This window comes from Pseudomonas parasichuanensis (genome assembly GCF_021601385.1).
Lineage (GTDB): Bacteria > Pseudomonadota > Gammaproteobacteria > Pseudomonadales > Pseudomonadaceae > Aquipseudomonas > Aquipseudomonas parasichuanensis.
This window is the reverse complement of sequence record NZ_BQHO01000050.1, coordinates 1-15608: the sequence shown is the minus strand read 5'-3', so window position 1 is coordinate 15608 and position 15608 is coordinate 1. Positions and strand designations below refer to the sequence as shown.

16 protein-coding genes are annotated in these 15608 nt (G+C 65.0%); 14 read left to right on the top strand and 2 right to left on the bottom strand.

What is annotated here, in order from left to right; translation table 11 throughout:
- Nucleotides 1-55: 55 nt before the first annotated feature.
- The 11 genes from L6D77_RS25505 to L6D77_RS25455 all read left to right on the top strand — a co-directional run bounded on the left by L6D77_RS25505 (nucleotide 56) and on the right by L6D77_RS25455 (nucleotide 10928).
- On the top strand, nucleotides 56-880 hold the full coding sequence (locus L6D77_RS25505) for a DUF6216 family protein (RefSeq protein ID WP_232885032.1): 825 nt from the start codon (nucleotides 56-58) through the stop codon (nucleotides 878-880).
- 155 nt (nucleotides 881-1035) lie between these two features.
- Complete coding sequence (locus tag L6D77_RS25500; RefSeq protein WP_232885033.1) at nucleotides 1036-2091, top strand: GlxA family transcriptional regulator; 1056 nt, start codon at nucleotides 1036-1038, stop codon at nucleotides 2089-2091.
- Nucleotides 2092-2261: 170 nt separating this feature from the next.
- Entirely contained in the window at nucleotides 2262-3467 is a 1206-nt protein-coding gene (locus L6D77_RS25495) for an NAD(P)/FAD-dependent oxidoreductase (RefSeq protein ID WP_232885034.1), read from the top strand.
- A gap of 141 nt (nucleotides 3468-3608) precedes the next feature.
- On the top strand, nucleotides 3609-4448 hold the full coding sequence (yghU, locus tag L6D77_RS25490) for a glutathione-dependent disulfide-bond oxidoreductase (RefSeq protein ID WP_232885035.1): 840 nt from the start codon (nucleotides 3609-3611) through the stop codon (nucleotides 4446-4448).
- Nucleotides 4449-4605: 157 nt separating this feature from the next.
- Nucleotides 4606-5181 carry a hypothetical protein gene (locus L6D77_RS25485; protein ID WP_232885082.1) on the top strand — a complete coding sequence of 192 codons (576 nt, stop codon included), beginning with the start codon at nucleotides 4606-4608 and terminating at the stop codon, nucleotides 5179-5181.
- A gap of 15 nt (nucleotides 5182-5196) precedes the next feature.
- On the top strand, nucleotides 5197-5781 hold the full coding sequence (locus tag L6D77_RS25480) for a hypothetical protein (protein ID WP_232885036.1): 585 nt from the start codon (nucleotides 5197-5199) through the stop codon (nucleotides 5779-5781).
- Between the two features lie 184 nt (nucleotides 5782-5965).
- A complete protein-coding gene (locus L6D77_RS25475; RefSeq protein ID WP_232885037.1) occupies nucleotides 5966-7669 on the top strand; it encodes an amidase in 1704 nt (567 codons plus the stop codon).
- A 222-nt stretch (nucleotides 7670-7891) separates the two neighbouring features.
- A complete protein-coding gene (locus tag L6D77_RS25470; RefSeq protein WP_232885038.1) occupies nucleotides 7892-8584 on the top strand; it encodes a helix-turn-helix transcriptional regulator in 693 nt (230 codons plus the stop codon).
- A gap of 14 nt (nucleotides 8585-8598) precedes the next feature.
- The gene (locus tag L6D77_RS25465) at nucleotides 8599-9516 is read left to right on the top strand and encodes a pyridoxal-phosphate dependent enzyme (RefSeq protein WP_232885039.1); all 918 of its coding nucleotides are present in this window, start codon (nucleotides 8599-8601) and stop codon (nucleotides 9514-9516) included.
- A gap of 89 nt (nucleotides 9517-9605) precedes the next feature.
- On the top strand, nucleotides 9606-10223 hold the full coding sequence (locus L6D77_RS25460; RefSeq protein ID WP_232885040.1) for a TetR/AcrR family transcriptional regulator: 618 nt from the start codon (nucleotides 9606-9608) through the stop codon (nucleotides 10221-10223).
- A gap of 39 nt (nucleotides 10224-10262) precedes the next feature.
- Complete coding sequence (locus L6D77_RS25455; RefSeq protein WP_232885041.1) at nucleotides 10263-10928, top strand: M24 family metallopeptidase; 666 nt, start codon at nucleotides 10263-10265, stop codon at nucleotides 10926-10928.
- A gap of 7 nt (nucleotides 10929-10935) precedes the next feature.
- Here the strand turns inward: L6D77_RS25455 and L6D77_RS25450 are convergent, their stop codons facing one another.
- Entirely contained in the window at nucleotides 10936-11835 is a 900-nt protein-coding gene (locus L6D77_RS25450) for a LysR family transcriptional regulator (RefSeq protein WP_232885042.1), read from the bottom strand.
- A 111-nt stretch (nucleotides 11836-11946) separates the two neighbouring features.
- Between L6D77_RS25450 and L6D77_RS25445 the strand changes: the two genes are divergently transcribed.
- Nucleotides 11947-12336 (top strand): RidA family protein, encoded by a 390-nt coding sequence (locus L6D77_RS25445; RefSeq protein WP_232885043.1) that lies wholly within the window; start codon nucleotides 11947-11949, stop codon nucleotides 12334-12336.
- On the opposite strand, the gene L6D77_RS25440 is transcribed toward L6D77_RS25445, so the two are convergent.
- Complete coding sequence (locus tag L6D77_RS25440; protein ID WP_232885044.1) at nucleotides 12317-12802, bottom strand: metallophosphoesterase family protein; 486 nt, start codon at nucleotides 12800-12802, stop codon at nucleotides 12317-12319. The two genes, L6D77_RS25445 and L6D77_RS25440, sit on opposite strands and share 20 nt — an antisense overlap.
- 233 nt (nucleotides 12803-13035) lie before the next feature.
- Here L6D77_RS25440 and L6D77_RS25435 point away from each other — a divergent pair, with 233 nt between their 5' ends.
- Together L6D77_RS25435 and L6D77_RS25430 are read left to right on the top strand one after the other, a co-directional pair.
- Entirely contained in the window at nucleotides 13036-14133 is a 1098-nt protein-coding gene (locus tag L6D77_RS25435; protein WP_232885045.1) for a carboxynorspermidine decarboxylase, read from the top strand.
- 30 nt (nucleotides 14134-14163) lie between these two features.
- Nucleotides 14164-15408 (top strand): saccharopine dehydrogenase family protein, encoded by a 1245-nt coding sequence (locus L6D77_RS25430; RefSeq protein WP_232885046.1) that lies wholly within the window; start codon nucleotides 14164-14166, stop codon nucleotides 15406-15408.
- Nucleotides 15409-15608: the final 200 nt, after the last annotated feature.

The window sequence follows — 15608 nt, the reverse complement described above, 5'->3', positions numbered from 1 at the left end:
TTATCGGCCGCGCCACCCACCGGCTTTCAAACACCCGTACATGTAAGGAAACCCAATGGCCGCCCCCGCTGAACTGTCATGGATGAACGACATCATTGCGCCCCTCAAAGAGGCGCAACCTTTGCTGTATGCCGTTGGCGTGGCACTTCTCGTGCTGCTGGCCTGGCACAGGGCCGGTTCGGCGCACTTCCTGCTGCAACGTATCTGGTGGTTGATCGCCGGCAGCAAGCGCTTCAACGACGACGAACTGAATGAGCACTGGAAAGCGTTGCGCGATGTAGAAGGCGTGCGCTTTCTCACCCGCATCCGCTTCCCCAATACCCGTTCTGCAAACCGCGCGTTTGCGCTGATCGAACAACATGACATCGCCCTGAGCGACCTGACGCGCGCCAGGCACTTCTTCGACCCAGAAACCACTCGAATGAAAGAGCCGGACTATGCCGCGCGCAAGCGCTCGGCCATCGTCATGCTCGTGCTGGTTATGATCGTACTAATGCCTACCTCTTACCTGTTCAAGCAGGACAAGGCGTTGCTCACCGTCAAGAAGTCCGGGACCAACTTCTGGACCAACGGCCAAACGGCAGAGCCGCTATTTGGCAACAGCTGGCAACTGACGGCAGAGCGTTGCAAATCTGGCCTGGTGCTGCTGGCCCCCGAAGACAACCAGGTCATCTGTGAGGTACTCGTCGATCCGCCGCAGGAACACCTGCAACGCCTGGTCCGGGGCCAGCAGATATTCGGCGGGAGCGTCAGCCTTCTACTCATACTCGGCGTCTGTGTGATCTGCCGACAATTAGCGATCGCTCAGTTGGCCGACAGGCTCTATCGCAAGCTCAACCCACCCACTGCCTGCACCTGCCAAGCGAGTGGGATTGGTTGAGCGGCCCCTGACGGCGACAGACCCGTCCTGTATCGAAGAAGCCGTCCAGGAGACTGGGCGGGCTTCGATACAGAGCCGGTATACGCCGCGCGGCGCTTGAACAACGCCGCGCGAGCTGATCGACTAGGGCAAGCCATCCGCCCAAGCAGCACGCCATGACCGACATCCCGCAAATCCCCGACCCGCTCGTGCAGTCGCTCGACCAGCCGCACACCGTGCTGTTCCTCGCCTACCCGCAAATGGGCCTGCTCGACCTGACGGGCGCGCAAACCGTGTTCTGGGCCGCCAGCAAGGCCCGCGCCGAACGTGGCCTGCCCGGCTACCGGGTGGTCACCGCCAGCCTCAGCGGTGGCCTGGTGCCCACCGCCGAAGGGCTGGCCGTGGGTACCGAGCCTTTGCAGCCCTGGTTGCACGAACCGCTGGACACCCTGGTGGTGCCCGGCGCCCCGGAGATAGTCCGCACCCTCCCCGAACACGGCGAACTGGTCGGCTGCCTGCGCCTGGCCGCCGCCCGCGCCCGGTGCACCGCCTCGGTGTGCAGCGGCACCTTCCTGCTGGCCGCCGCCGGCCTGCTCGACGGCCGCCGGGCGGCGACCCACTGGGCCATGTGCGACGCCCTGCACCAGCGCTTCCCGGCCATCGAGGTGGATGCCGAATCGATCTTCGTGCAGCAGGACCAGGTGTGGACCTCCGCCGGGGTGAGCGCCGGTATCGACCTGGCCCTGGCCCTGGTCGAAGCCGATTGCGGCCGCGAGGTGGCCATGCAGGTGGCGCGCGAGCTGGTGGTGTTCCTCAAGCGCCCCGGCGGGCAAGCGCAATTCAGCGAGCTGCTCAAGGCCCAGGGCGAGGACAGCGCGGCCTTCGACGCCCTGCACCTGTGGCTCAACGACCACCTGGGCGACCCGCGCCTGAGTGTCGAGCGCCTGGCCGAGCAGGCGCGCATGAGCCTGCGCAATTTCACCCGGGTGTACAAACAGAAGACCGGCCGCACCCCGGCCAAGGCCATCGAGCTGTTTCGCCTGGAGGCCGCCCGCCGCCTGCTGGAGAACTCCACCCAGCACATCGAGCAGATTGCCCGCCACTGCGGCTTTGGCAGTGAGGAACGCATGCGCCAGGCGTTTCAGCGCCACCTGGCGGTTACCCCGCGCGACTACCGCGCACGCTTCGCCCGCAGCGTGCCGCTGGCCGAAATCCAGGGTTCTTTGGCCTAGGGCGCAACGCCGGCCACCCTTAGCATCCTTGCTGCGGCCGGCCCCCATCGCGGGGCCGCAGGTCGGGCCACGGCCACGCCAACGGCATCAGGCGTACCCTTTTCCCACTGCCGGGCCCGAACCGACAACTTCAACAATCCGCGGTATTCGGAATCTCCAGGAGCACCCCCATGAAACAGATCCTGATCATTGGCGCAGGCTTCGCCGGGCTGTGGAGCGCCCTGGGCGCCGCCCGCCAGCTTGACCTGCACGGTCGCGACGACGTCGCCATCACCGTGCTCGCGCCCCAGGCCGAACTGCATGTGCGCCCGCGCTTCTACGAACCCGAAGTGCACACCATGGCCGCGCAGCTGCAGGCGCTGTTCGATGCGGTCAATGTGCGCTTCGTCAAAGGTAGCGCCAGCCACATCGACGAAAAAAACCGAGCAGTGACTTACCACGCCCCCGGCGGCGTGACCTCGAAGTTGCCTTACGACCGGCTGATCATGGCCTGCGGCAGCGTGCTCAATCGGCCCGACATGGCTGGCATCGAACATGCCTTCGATGTCGACAAGATCGACTCGGCGTCACGCCTTGAAGCACACCTGAAATCCCTCGCCAGCCGGCCCGACAGCGAGGCACGCAATACCGTGGTGGTGGCCGGTGGCGGCTTCACCGGTATCGAGACCGCCACCGAACTGCCGTCGCGCTTGCGCAAGATTCTCGGTGACCACGTGCCCCTCCGGGTGATCGTGATCGACCGTGGCCAGGCGATCGGCGCCGCACTGGGCGACGGGATCCGCCCGGCCATCGAGCAGGCCAGCGCTGCGCTGGGTATTGAATGGATCTGCGGCGCCACGGTGGCCTCGGTGGATGCCGGTGGCGTGGTACTCGACAACGGCCAGCGCATCGACGCCAGCACGGTGATCTGGACCGTCGGTTTCAAGGCCAACCCGCTCACCGGGCAGATCAGTGGTGAGCGCGACCGCCAGGGCCGCCTGCACGTCGACGGCAACCTCAAGGTCATCGGCAATGACGCGGTGTACGCTGCGGGGGACGTGGCCTACGCCGCCTGCGACGAGGTCGGCAACCATGCGGTGATGTCCTGCCAGCACGCCATCCCGCTGGGCCGCTACGCCGGCAACAACGCCGCCGCCGAACTGATCGGCGTGACGCCGATGACCTACAGCCAGCCCAAGTACGTCACCTGCCTGGACCTCGGCGCCTGGGGCGCGGTGTACACCGAAGGCTGGGAACGCACGGTGTCGCCGCCCACCGACAAGGCCGAGGCCAAGATACTCAAGCACCAGATCAACTCGATCTGGATCTACCCGCCGGCGGCCAATGATCGTGCGGCGGCGCTGGCGGCGGCTGATCCGTTGATTCCGGTGGCCTGAGCCCACACCCACAAGGCCGCTCCTACACAGGGCCAGCGTCAAGTGCTGGCCATCGATATCAGCTATGCATCCTATGCATTTGCCCCTCGCGCCGAACCCATGGCATAGATGCCTCATCACGCCCTCCAGGAGTTCCCGCGCATGAGCAAGCCCCCCTACGCCCCGCCCAAGGTCTGGACCCACGAAGCCCCCTCCGGTGGCCAGTTCGCCAGCATCAATCGCCCGATCGCCGGGCCCACCCACGACAAACAACTGCCCGTGGGCAAGCACCCGCTGCAGCTCTACTCCCTGGCCACCCCCAACGGCGTCAAGGTGACCATCCTGCTCGAAGAGCTGCTGGCCCTGGGGCACACCGGCGCCGAATACGACGCCTGGCTGATCCGTATCGGCGAGGGCGACCAGTTCGGCAGCGGCTTCGTCGGGGTCAACCCGAACTCGAAGATCCCCGCCCTGCTCGACCGCAGCGTCGAACCGCCGGTACGGGTGTTCGAATCCGGCTCGATCCTGCTGTACCTGGCAGAAAAATTCGGCGCCCTGCTGCCCAAGGACCCCGCCAACCGCACCGAAAGCCTGAACTGGCTGTTCTGGCAGATGGGCTCGGCGCCCTACCTGGGCGGTGGTTTTGGCCACTTCTATGTGTACGCGCCCGAGAAGTTCGAGTACGCCATCAACCGCTTCACCATGGAAGCCAAACGCCAACTCGACGTACTCGACCGTCGCCTGGCCGAAAGCACCTACCTGGGTGGCGAGCAATACAGCATCGCCGACATCGCCGTATGGCCGTGGTATGGCCAACTGGTACGCGGCAACCTCTACGGCGCGGCAGAGTTCCTTGCCGTGCACGAATACCCCAACGTGCAACGCTGGGCCGACGCCATCGCGCAACGCCCGGCCGTGCAGCGGGGTACCCGGGTAAACCGAACCTGGGGGGATGAAGCCAGCCAGGTAGCCGAGCGCCATTCGGCGGCCGATCTGGGCTGATCACGCAGGGGTCGCTCAGCCACGCTGGGCGGCCCGGATAAAATAGTGGCACTTTGCCCTAAAGTTCCACGCCTCACAGCCGTAATCCTTGATCAGCCTTCTCGAACAAGGATGTACCGGTTTGAAGCAACTTCTTAAGAGCACCGCCCTCGTGGCGATGCTGTCTATGGGCGGCTGCGTGTCCTTCCAGGTCACCGGGCCCATCAATGCCCCTGTGCATGCCTCCGCCGTCACCAGCCCGCGCACCGCGCAAGTCGCCGACGTCACGGTCTCGGCCCCCGGCCTCGACCAGGCTACCCGCGAAGCCATCAGCCGCTCGCTGACCAAAGACCTCGACCGCTACGTGGACAAGGCCGGCTATTTCAAGTCGGTCAGCGAGTACCCCACCCGCCTGGGCGAACAGGACGTGGTGCTGAAGTTCGACATGACCTCGCTCAAGGGCCGTCGCGCGCCGCACCCTGGCTATTTCCCCGGTGCGCTGCTGACCCTGACCCTGTGGATCTGGGTCAACGGGCCGATCTACGTCGACAGTTTCGACCTGGCCGGCGACCTGGTGATCGTCGACCGCGAAGGCGTCGAGCTGGCCCGTGCCAAGGACCAGATCACCTTCAAGCACAACGTCGGCCTGTACGGCGGCGACTACTGGGCACCGACCATCATGGGCGGCAAGCAGCTCTCGCTGCTGGTGGGCGAACTGCTGGACACCGCCACCGTGCAATTGGCCAAACGTTAAATCAGGAATCGATTCATGAACGTGCTTAAACAAGGATTGCTGCTCGGCGCATTGCTGCTGGGTGGCTGCGTTTCTTATTCCACCGGTGACCTGGCCCCGGTCGGCACCTGGCCGCCTGCGGCCAGCAGCGTGGCGGCCAAGCCCAGCGCCTACCTGCGCACCACCGCGCTGTACCAGGTCAACGACAACCCGGCCGCCGCCGCCGCCGGCGCCCAGGCGCAGATGTGGGAAAAGGCCATCAGCGAGACCTACCAGGAATCCGGCCGATTCGCCCAGGTGAACACGCGCAAGGTCGAATCGGACCTGTACGCCGAGTCGACCCTGACCAACCATGAGCAGTTCATCATGGCTTCGGCGTTCATCACCGGCTTCACCTTCTTCATCATCCCTTCCACGGCGAAGAACACCTTTACCCTGCAGACCGTGTTCAAGGACAAGGAAGGCAAGGAAGTCGGCCGTATCAGCAAGAGCGAGTCGGTGCGTACCTGGATGCAGCTGGTGCTGATCGTCGGCCTGCCGTTCCAGGCCGACACCCGCGACGTGGTCCGTGAGCTGGCGCGCAGCACCCTGGACGAGGCGGTACAGCGCAAGCTGCTGTAATCGACCAACGACCTGAGGTGAACCCTTCGCCGGCCTTGCCGGCGAATGGCGCCAGCGCAATACCCACGCCCCACACTGTGCTGCGGCGCAACGAAGCATTTCCCCACTGCATGCCTGCTCCGGCAAAGCCTTCTTGCTACACTCGCCGCCATGATTTTTCCACCTGCACAACTGTGGTGACAGCATGATCGAGGTAACCGAGGTTTCCATTGCCGAGCTGCGCGACGCGCTCGAGTCTGGCCGCACGACTGCGGTCGAGCTGGTCAAGGCCTACCTGGCGCGTATCGACGCCTATGACGGCAAGGACACCGCCACCGCACTCAATGCCGTGGTGGTGCGCAACCCAGACGCCCTGAAAGAGGCCGAGGCCTCCGATGCCCGCCGGGCCCGTGGCGAAGTGCTCGGCCCGCTGGACGGCATCCCCTACACCGCCAAGGACAGCTACCTGGTCAAAGGCCTGACCGCCGCCTCCGGCAGCCCTGCATTCAAGGACCTGGTCGCCCAGCGCGATGCCTTCACCGTCGAGCGCCTGCGCGCCGGCGGCGCCATCTGCCTGGGCAAGACCAACATGCCGCCCATGGCCAACGGCGGCATGCAGCGCGGCGTGTATGGCCGCGCCGAAAGCCCGTACAACGCCGCCTACCTGACCGCGCCGTTCGCCTCTGGCTCGTCCAACGGCGCCGGCACCGCCACCGCTGCCAGCTACAGCGCCTTCGGCCTGGCCGAAGAAACCTGGTCGAGTGGCCGTGGCCCTGCTTCGAACAACGGCCTGTGCGCCTACACCCCGTCGCGCGGGGTGATTTCGGTACGCGGCAACTGGCCGCTGACCCCGACCATGGATGTGGTGGTGCCCTACGCCCGCACCATGGCCGACCTGCTGGAGATCCTCGACGTGGTGGTGGCCGACGACGCCGACCAGCGCGGCGACCTGTGGCGCCTGCAACCGTGGGTGCCGATCCCCGCTGCCTCCAGCGTGCGCCCGGCCTCGTACCTGGACCTGGCAGCCGATGCCGCCTCGCTCAAGGGCAAGCGCTTCGCCGTGCCGCGCATGTACATCAATGCTGACGCCGAGGCCGGTACGTCCGAAAAGCCGGGCATCGGCGGCCCGACTGGCCAGCGCATCAACACCCGCGCCAGCGTGATCGAACTGTGGAAGCAGGCGCGCCAGGCCCTGGAAGCGGCCGGCGCCGAAGTGGTCGAGACCGACTTCCCGCTGGTGTCCAACTGCGAGGGCGATCGCCCGGGCGCGCCAACCGTGTACAACCGCGGCATCGTCAGCAAGGAATTCCTCCATGACGAGCTGTGGGAACTGTCCGGCTGGGCCTTCGACGACTTCCTGCGGGCAAACGACGACCCCAAGCTCAACCGCCTGGCCGACGTCGACGGCCCGCAGATCTTCCCCCACGACCCGGGCACCCTGCCCAACCGTGAGGACGACCTGGCCGCCGGCATGGACGAGTACGTCAACATGGCCAAGCGCGGCCTGAAGACCTGGGACCAGATCGCCACCGTGCCGGACGGCCTGCGCGGCCTGGAACAGACCCGCAAGCAAGACCTGGAAGACTGGATGGACGCCCAGGGCCTGGATGCAGTGCTGTTCCCCACCGTGGCCGATGTCGGCCCGGCCGATGCCGATGTGAACCCTGCCTCGGCGGACATCGCCTGGAGCAACGGTATCTGGGTGGCCAACGGCAACCTGGCGATCCGCCACCTGGGTGTGCCGACCGTGACCGTGCCGATGGGCGTGATGGCCGATATCGGCATGCCGGTAGGCCTGACCTTCGCCGGCAAGGCCTACAGTGACAACAATCTGTTGAAATTTGCCGCTGCTTTCGAGGCGACCGGCTCGCGCCGGATGATCCCGCCGCGTACGCCAAAGCTGGCCTGATCCACAGGCATCGGGCTCGCACATCCACTGCAGGAGCGGCCTTGTGCCGCGAAAGGGCCGCACAGCGGCCCCGGCCATTGGTTCGGCAACGCAAAAAACGGGGCCGCGTTGCGGCCCTTTCGCGACACAAGGCCGCTCCTACAGAAAAAACTGCGTAAGACCGTTAGAAATTTTCAACAAGGCATGCAAAAATCAACTAAATGTTGATAATGCGATGCCACCATGACGCCTTCCCAAGAGCGCCAGCTCACCCTCACCGTGCTCAAGGCCACCCTCCAGGCCTTAGGCAGCGTTGTGCCAAGCAACGTCGAAATCCTCCTGCATGACCTCGACCACCCCGAACACTCGGTGGTGGCCATCGTCAACGGCCAGCTCTCCGGGCGCCAGGTCGGCAGCCCGATCCTCGCTGCCCCCGAACAAGACCAGGGCTTCAAGGCCCTGATGCAGGCCGCCAATGGCCAGCCAGGCAGCGCGCCGGTGGTGCTGCCCGACTACCCCACCACGCTCAAAGGCCGCAACCTGCGCAGCGCCACGGCGATCTTCCGCGACAGCAGCGGGCACCCGTTTGCCAGCCTGTGCGTGAACACCGATGTCACCGGCCTCGATGCCGCCATGGCCTTCCTGCAGCATTTTCAGCCACTGGGTGCCACCCCCGCCCCGGGCGTAAGCGCCGAGCCCGCCGACATGGCCGTGCTGATAGCCGAGATCATCCACGACTCGCTGCAACGCAGCGGCCAGGGCCGGATGAACAAGCAGGCCAAGGTCGAGGCGGTGCGGGTCATGCAGGAGCGCGGCCTGTTCATCGTCAAGGGCGGTGTGGAGAAGGCCGCCGAAGCCCTCGGGGTGACCCGCTACACCATCTACAACTATCTGGAACAGCTGCGCGGCGAACACGCGCCGGCTGCCCGCGACTGAAACCTGGAGTTCCCATGCCACTGCACATCCAAACCCCGCTGGTCGAATCCCGCCCCCTGTCACTGAGCGCCGGCCGCCCGGTGTGGCTCAAGCTCGAGGCCCTGCAACCCTGCGGCTCGTTCAAGCTGCGTGGGGTGGGGCATGCCTGTGAAACCCACCAGGCCCGCGGCGCGCAACATTTCGTCTCGTCGTCGGGCGGCAACGCCGGGCTGGCGGTGGCCTATGCCGGGCGCAAGCTGGGGCTGCCGGTGACCGTGGTGGTGCCGGAAACCACCACCGAGCGGGCCAAGGAGCTACTGATCCTCGAGGACGCCAAGGTGGTGGTGCACGGCAGCTCGTGGCAAGAGGCCAACGCCCATGCCCAGACGCTGCAGGGGCCGGACGATGCCTTCATCCACCCGTTCGACGACCCGCTGCTGTGGACCGGCCATGCCAGCATGATCGACGAAGTGGCGGCGGCCGGCTTAAAGCCCGATGCCGTGGTGCTCTCGGTCGGTGGCGGCGGCTTGCTCAGCGGTGTGGTCGAGGGCCTGCAACGCAATGGCTGGCACGACGTACCGGTGCTGGCGGTGGAGACCGAAGGTGCGGCGTCGCTGCACGAGGCCATCAAGGCCGGGCATACCGTGGAGCTGCCGGGAATCCAGTCGGTGGCGACCTCGCTGGGGGCCAAGCGGGTGGCCGAGCAGGCGCTGGCTTGCAGCCTTGCTCACCCAGTCCACAGCCACCTGGTCAGCGACCGCGAAGCGCTGCAAGCCTGCGAAAGGCTGCTGCGCGATCACCGGGTGCTGGTCGAGCCGGCCTGCGGGGCGGCGCTGGCGTTGTTGCAGCGACCAGGCGTTTTCCAGGCGTACGGCAATGTGCTGGTCATCGTCTGCGGTGGCGCGACCGCCACACTGGAGCAGATCCGCGCCTGGCTGGAACAGGTGGCCTAGGCCCTGCTCGCGGGTACATGCCGATGGCAGGCCAACCGGGTATCGCTATATACTTTTGAACATAGCGATTCAGAAGTCCTGCCTCTGCCATGTCCAGTATCCGTGACCGCAACCTGCAACTGATCCTCGAAGCCGCCAGCGAAGAGTTCGCCCAACACGGCTTCGCCGCCGCCCGGGTCGACGCCATCGCCACCCGCGCCGGCCTGCCCAGGGCCAATGTCTTCTACTACTTTCGCAAGAAGCAGCAGCTCTACACCGCCGTGCTGGACCTGGTGATGGAGCCGCTGCTGCGCGCCTCGCACAGCCTCACGCCCGAGGTGCATCCCGAACAGGCCCTGCCCCGCTACGTCGAGGCCAAGGCCGAGGTGGCCCGCCAGCACCCCCATGCCACGCGGGTCTGGCTCAAGGAGATGCTCCACGGCGGCCAGCGCCTGCCCGGCGAGCGCAGCGAGGCGTTGCGTCACAGCGCCCGGCAGAACCTGGCCTGCCTTGCACAGTGGATGGAGCGCGGCCTGATTGCCCGGACCGCACCGGAGCACCTGCTACTGTTCCTCTGGTCCACGCCCCTGGCCAGTTTCCGGTTCGGCGAGGCGCCGGGCAGTTCGGCAAACCGCAAGCCGACGCGGGCATCCACCCAGGCGCTGGCCGACCTGTTCCTGCGCGGCTTGCGCCCAGAGCCAGAAGCGTTGAAGCTGATCGCTATATAAAAATAATCACAACGAAATACCCCGATGAGGAGTAACGGCATGAGTGCCAGCAACACTGCAAAGGAAGCTGTGGGTGCCCCCTATCAGCTGGAACTGATGAAGCATGCCCAGCGCATGACCTGGCAGGCCGTCGAGCGCATCGCCCAGGGCATCCAGCCCGGCATGCGCGAATCCGAAGCCCGCGCGCTGGGCCAGCAAGTACTGGAAACACTGGGGATGCAGCGGATCTGGCACCCCACCCACATCCGCTTCGGCGCCAACACCCTGAAGACCTTCAAGCAGCGCTCGGACGGCGACCCGGTGCTGGGCGCGGACGACATCTACTTCATCGACATGGGTGTGGTCTGGGAAGGCCATGAGGGTGATGCCGGTACCACCTTCGTCACCGGCAACAACCCGCAGATGATCGCCTGCGCCGCAGCGGTGAAAACCCTGTTCGACGAGGTCCAGGCCCACTGGCGTACCCAGGGGGTGACGGGCATCGCGCTCTACGACTTTGCCGCCGAGCGCGCTCGGCAGATGGGCTGGACGCTGAACCTGGAAATCAAGGGCCATCGCGTCAGCGATTTCCCCCATGCCATCTACCGGGCCGGTGACCTGGGCGCTTTCGACGGGCAGCCGGGCGAAGGCTTGTGGATACTGGAAATCCAGATTGCCCACCCCGAGCTGCCCTACGGCGCGTTTCACGAGGACTTGCTGGCCTGACCTCGCGTCAGAGCCTGGCCGCCACTTGCGCTACCCAGTCGATGAACACCCGCAGCCGTGCGCCCACATGGCGATTCGGCGGATAGGCGACATACAACGGCATGGGCGCCAGCTGCCAGTCCTCGAACAGACGCACCAGCGCGCCCTGGGCCACCTGCTCGCGGGCCATGTAGTCCGGCAGCCAGAGCACGCCCAGGCCGGCCAGGCCGGCCGCGAGGTAGGCATTGCCATCGTCGACTGCCAACACGCAATGCCCCTGGACCTGCACGTGCTGCGCTCCACGCGCCAGGTTCAGCGGCAGCGGCCTGCCGGTTCGCGCCCAGAGAAAACCCACCACATGATGGGCCGAGCCTTCCAGTTCGTCGGGGTGGGTCGGGGTGCCCAGGCGTTCAAGGTAAGCCGGCGCGGCGTAGACACCCAGTTGCAGGTCGGCCACCCGCCGCGCCATCAACGACTGGTCGAGCAACTCGCCGCCGCGCACCACGCAATCGACATGTTCGCCGATGATGTCGACCATACGGTCGCTGACGCCCATTTCGATCTGGATATCGGGATAGCGGGCGTGGAAATCGGCCAGCGCGGGCACCAGCACCAGACGCGCCAGCGGGCTCGGCACATCGACCCTGAGCTTGCCACGCGGGCGCTGGGCGGCTTCGCCCAGGCTGCTTTCGGCCTCTTCCAGGTCGGCCAGCAGGCGCTGCACGCGCTCATGGAACTGGGCGCCATCACGGGTCACGCTCACCCGTCGGGTGGTGCGATTGAGCAGGCGTACCCGCAACCGCGCCTCCAGTTGCTGGATCAGCTGGGTGACGCTGGTGCGACTGATGTTCAGGGTCTCGGCAGCCTTGGTGAAACTACCGGTTTCCACCACTCGGGAAAAAGCACGCATGGCCTCGAAGCGGTCCATCGGCACCTCCAATTATTTGCAATATGCAAACAATCTTAACCGCACCTGCCTGATTATCGGGATTGATGCGCGGCATACAGTGGGACCCTCCCTACCACGAAGGACGCCACCATGACCCGCCGCGACGTGATATTCCCACCTGGCCGCCAGGCCCTGTACGAGCGTAACCGCTATTCGCCGGCCATCCGCGCCAATGGCCTGCTGTTCGTCTCTGGACAGGTCGGCAGCCGCGAAGACGGCTCGCCGGAACCCGACCTCAAGGCCCAGGTCCACCGGGCCTTCGCCAACCTCGAAGCGATCCTGCGCGAAGCGGGTTGCAGCTTCGACGATGTGCAGGACGTGACGGTGTTCATGGTCGACCCGCAATCAACCTTCGAAACCATCTGGCAGGTGGTACCGGAGTATTGGGGCAACGCCCCCCATCCGACCTTGACGGCGGTGGGCGTCACCTGGCTTTACGGCTTCGACTTCGAGATCAAGGTCATCGCGAAGTTGCCTTGAGCGGGCTGGCACCCAGCAGCGGGACAATTTCCGGCACCAGCGCATCCGCGCCCACCTCGACCAGCGCCAGGGTCACCGGCAGGCTGAACCGCCGGGGCCCGGCGCTGCCCGGGTTGAGGTAAAGGCAGCCCTCCCGCTGTTCGATCAGCGGTTTGTGCGAATGCCCGGTGATCACCAGCTGCACGCCCTGGTCCAGGTGCGCCGGCACATCGGCCAGGTCGTGCACCAGCAGCACCTGCCAACCTTGCACCTCGAACCTCTCCACGTCCGGCAAGCCCGCGGCCCAGGGCAGCGCCAGGTCGTTGTTGCCACGTACCACCCGCAGCGGCGCAAGCGCTGCCAGCGCCTCAAGCACCTGTGGCTTGCCGATGTCGCCGGCATGCACGATCAGCGCGCAGCCTTCGAGCGCCGCCAGCGCTTCGGGGCGCAGCAAGCCATGGGTATCGGAAATTACACCTACTTTCATTGCCCGCCCCTCGCTGCCGGCCTTTGATCAGGATGGTCATATTCGTCTGTTTCAATAAGGCCACTGCACGCCAGGCACTCCCCAACAGCGGAGCCCGGGCAACAGAATGATGGCGCTTTGTATGTGCAATCAGCGACGACTCGGACGAAAAGCGCCCTGCGCCCTTTCGAACTGTGGCAAGTGAAGGCACAATGCGTGTCCTTTTTTTGGCCGGCCTGGCCGGGGGCCTTTAAATGATCAAGACGCCTTACTACCTCATCGATAAAACCAAGCTGCTGAGCAACATGGAGAAGATCGCCTACGTGCGCGAACACTCCGGTGCCAAGGCCCTGCTTGCCCTCAAGTGCTTCGCTACCTGGTCGGTGTTCGACCTGATGCAGCAGTACATGGACGGTACCACCTCGTCCTCGCTGTTCGAGCTCAAGCTCGGCCGCCAGAAGTTCGCCGGCGAAACCCACGCCTACAGCGTGGCCTGGGCCGACGATGAAGTCGAAGAGATGCTCGACAACTGCGACAAGATCATCTTCAACTCCATCGGCCAGCTCGAGCGTTTCGCCGAGCAATCCGAAGGCAAGGTGCGCGGCCTGCGCGTCAACCCGCAGGTGAGCAGCTCCGACTACCTGCTGGCCGACCCGGCGCGCCCGTTCAGCCGCCTCGGTGAGTGGGACCCGGAAAAAATCGAGAAGGTGATCGAGAAGATCTCCGGCTTCATGTTCCACAACAACTGCGAGAACGGTGACTTCGGCCTGTTCGACAAGATGCTCACCCACATCGAAGAGCGCTTCGGCCACCTGCTGCACAAGGTCGAGTGGGTCAGCCTCGGTGGCGGCATCCACTTCACCGGCGAAGACTACGCGGTGGACGCCTTCTGCGCGCGCCTGAAGCAGTTCTCGCAAACCTACGGCGTGCAGGTGTACCTGGAGCCGGGCGAAGCGGCCATCACCAACAGCGCCTCGCTGGAAGTGACCGTGCTCGACACCCTGTACAACGGCAAGCACCTGGCCGTGGTCGACAGCTCGATCGAAGCGCACCTGCTCGACCTGCTGATCTACCGCCTCAACGCCAAGATGGCCCCCAACGATGGCGCGCACACCTACATGGTCTGCGGTAAATCGTGCCTGGCCGGCGACATCTTCGGCGAGTACCAATTCGACAAGCCACTGGCCATTGGCGATCGCCTGTCGTTCGTCGACACGGCGGGCTACACCATGGTCAAGAAAAACTGGTTCAACGGTTTGAAGATGCCGTCCATCGCGGTCAAGCAACTCGACGGCAGCGTCGAAGTGGTGCGCGAGTTCGGTTTCGAAGACTACGTTTCCAGCCTGTCGTAAGACGGGCTTTCATGAAGGAGAGCAGCTGAATTGAAGAAGAACGTTCTTATCATTGGTGCAGGAGGTGTCGCCAAGGTGGTGGCCCACAAGTGCGCACAGCATAACGACGAACTGGGTCGTATTGCGATTGCGTCACGGAACATCTCCAAATGCCAGGCCATCATCGACAGCGTCAAGGCCAAGGGTAGCCTCAAGGTACCCGCCGACATCCAGGCCTTCGCGCTCAACGCCCTCGATGTCGAGGCGACCAAGGCACTGATCCGCGAGACCGAATCGCAGATCGTGATCAACGTCGGTTCCGCGTTCCTCAACATGTCGGTGCTGCGTGCCTGCATCGATACCGGTGTCGCCTACCTGGACACCGCCATCCACGAAGAGCCGGGCAAGATCTGCGAGACCCCGCCGTGGTACGGCAACTACGAGTGGAAACACCTCGAAGAGTGCCAACAAAAGAACATTACCGCCATTCTCGGCGTCGGCTTCGACCCGGGTGTGGTGAACAGCTACGCGAAACTCGCGCAGCAGCAGTACTTCGACCAGATCGACTCGATCGACATCCTGGACGTGAATGCCGGCTCCCACGGCAAGTACTTCGCCACCAACTTCGACCCGGAAATCAACTTCCGCGAGTTCACCGGGCAAGTGTGGAGCTGGCAGAACAGCCAGTGGACCAGCAACACCATGTTCGAGGTCAAGCGCACCGACGACTTGCCGGTAGTGGGTTCGCAGAACCTGTACCTCACCGGCCATGACGAAGTGCACTCGATCTCGAAGAACCTGAACGTGCCGAACGTGCGTTTCTGGATGAGCTTCGGCGAGCACTACATCAATGTGTTCACCGTGCTGAAGAACCTCGGCCTGCTCAGCGAGCAACCGGTGAAAACCGCCGAAGGCCTGGAAGTGGTACCGCTGAAAGTGGTCAAGGCCGTACTGCCCGACCCGGCCTCGCTGGCCCCGGGCTATACCGGCAAGACTTGCATCGGCGACCTGGTCAAGGGCACCAAGGACGGCCAGCCGCGCGAAGTATTCATCTACAACGTGGCGGATCACGAAGAAGCCTACGCCGAGACCGACAGCCAGGGCATCTCGTACACCGCCGGCGTGCCGCCGGTGGCTGCCGCCCTGCTGGTCGCCCGCGGTGAGTGGGACGCCGGCCGCATGGTCAACGTCGAGGAGCTGCCAGCCGAGCCGTTCCTCAAGGCGCTGGACGTGATGGGCCTGCCGACCCGCGTCAAGGATGAAAAAGGCGACCGTCCGTGGGACGCGCAAGCCTAAGCAGCAAATAAGAAGGGGCGCCAGATGGCGCCCCTTCTGCTTTGCAGGCCCGGCCCTTTCGCGGGCAAGCCCGCGAAAGGGCCGACACAAGCTCAAGTGTTACTTACGGGCCTCCAAGATCAGGTTGAACGGCGTCTGTGTCGCCCGCCGGAACCGGCTGAACCCCGCCTCCTCGAACACCGCCCGCAGCCGCGCCTCCC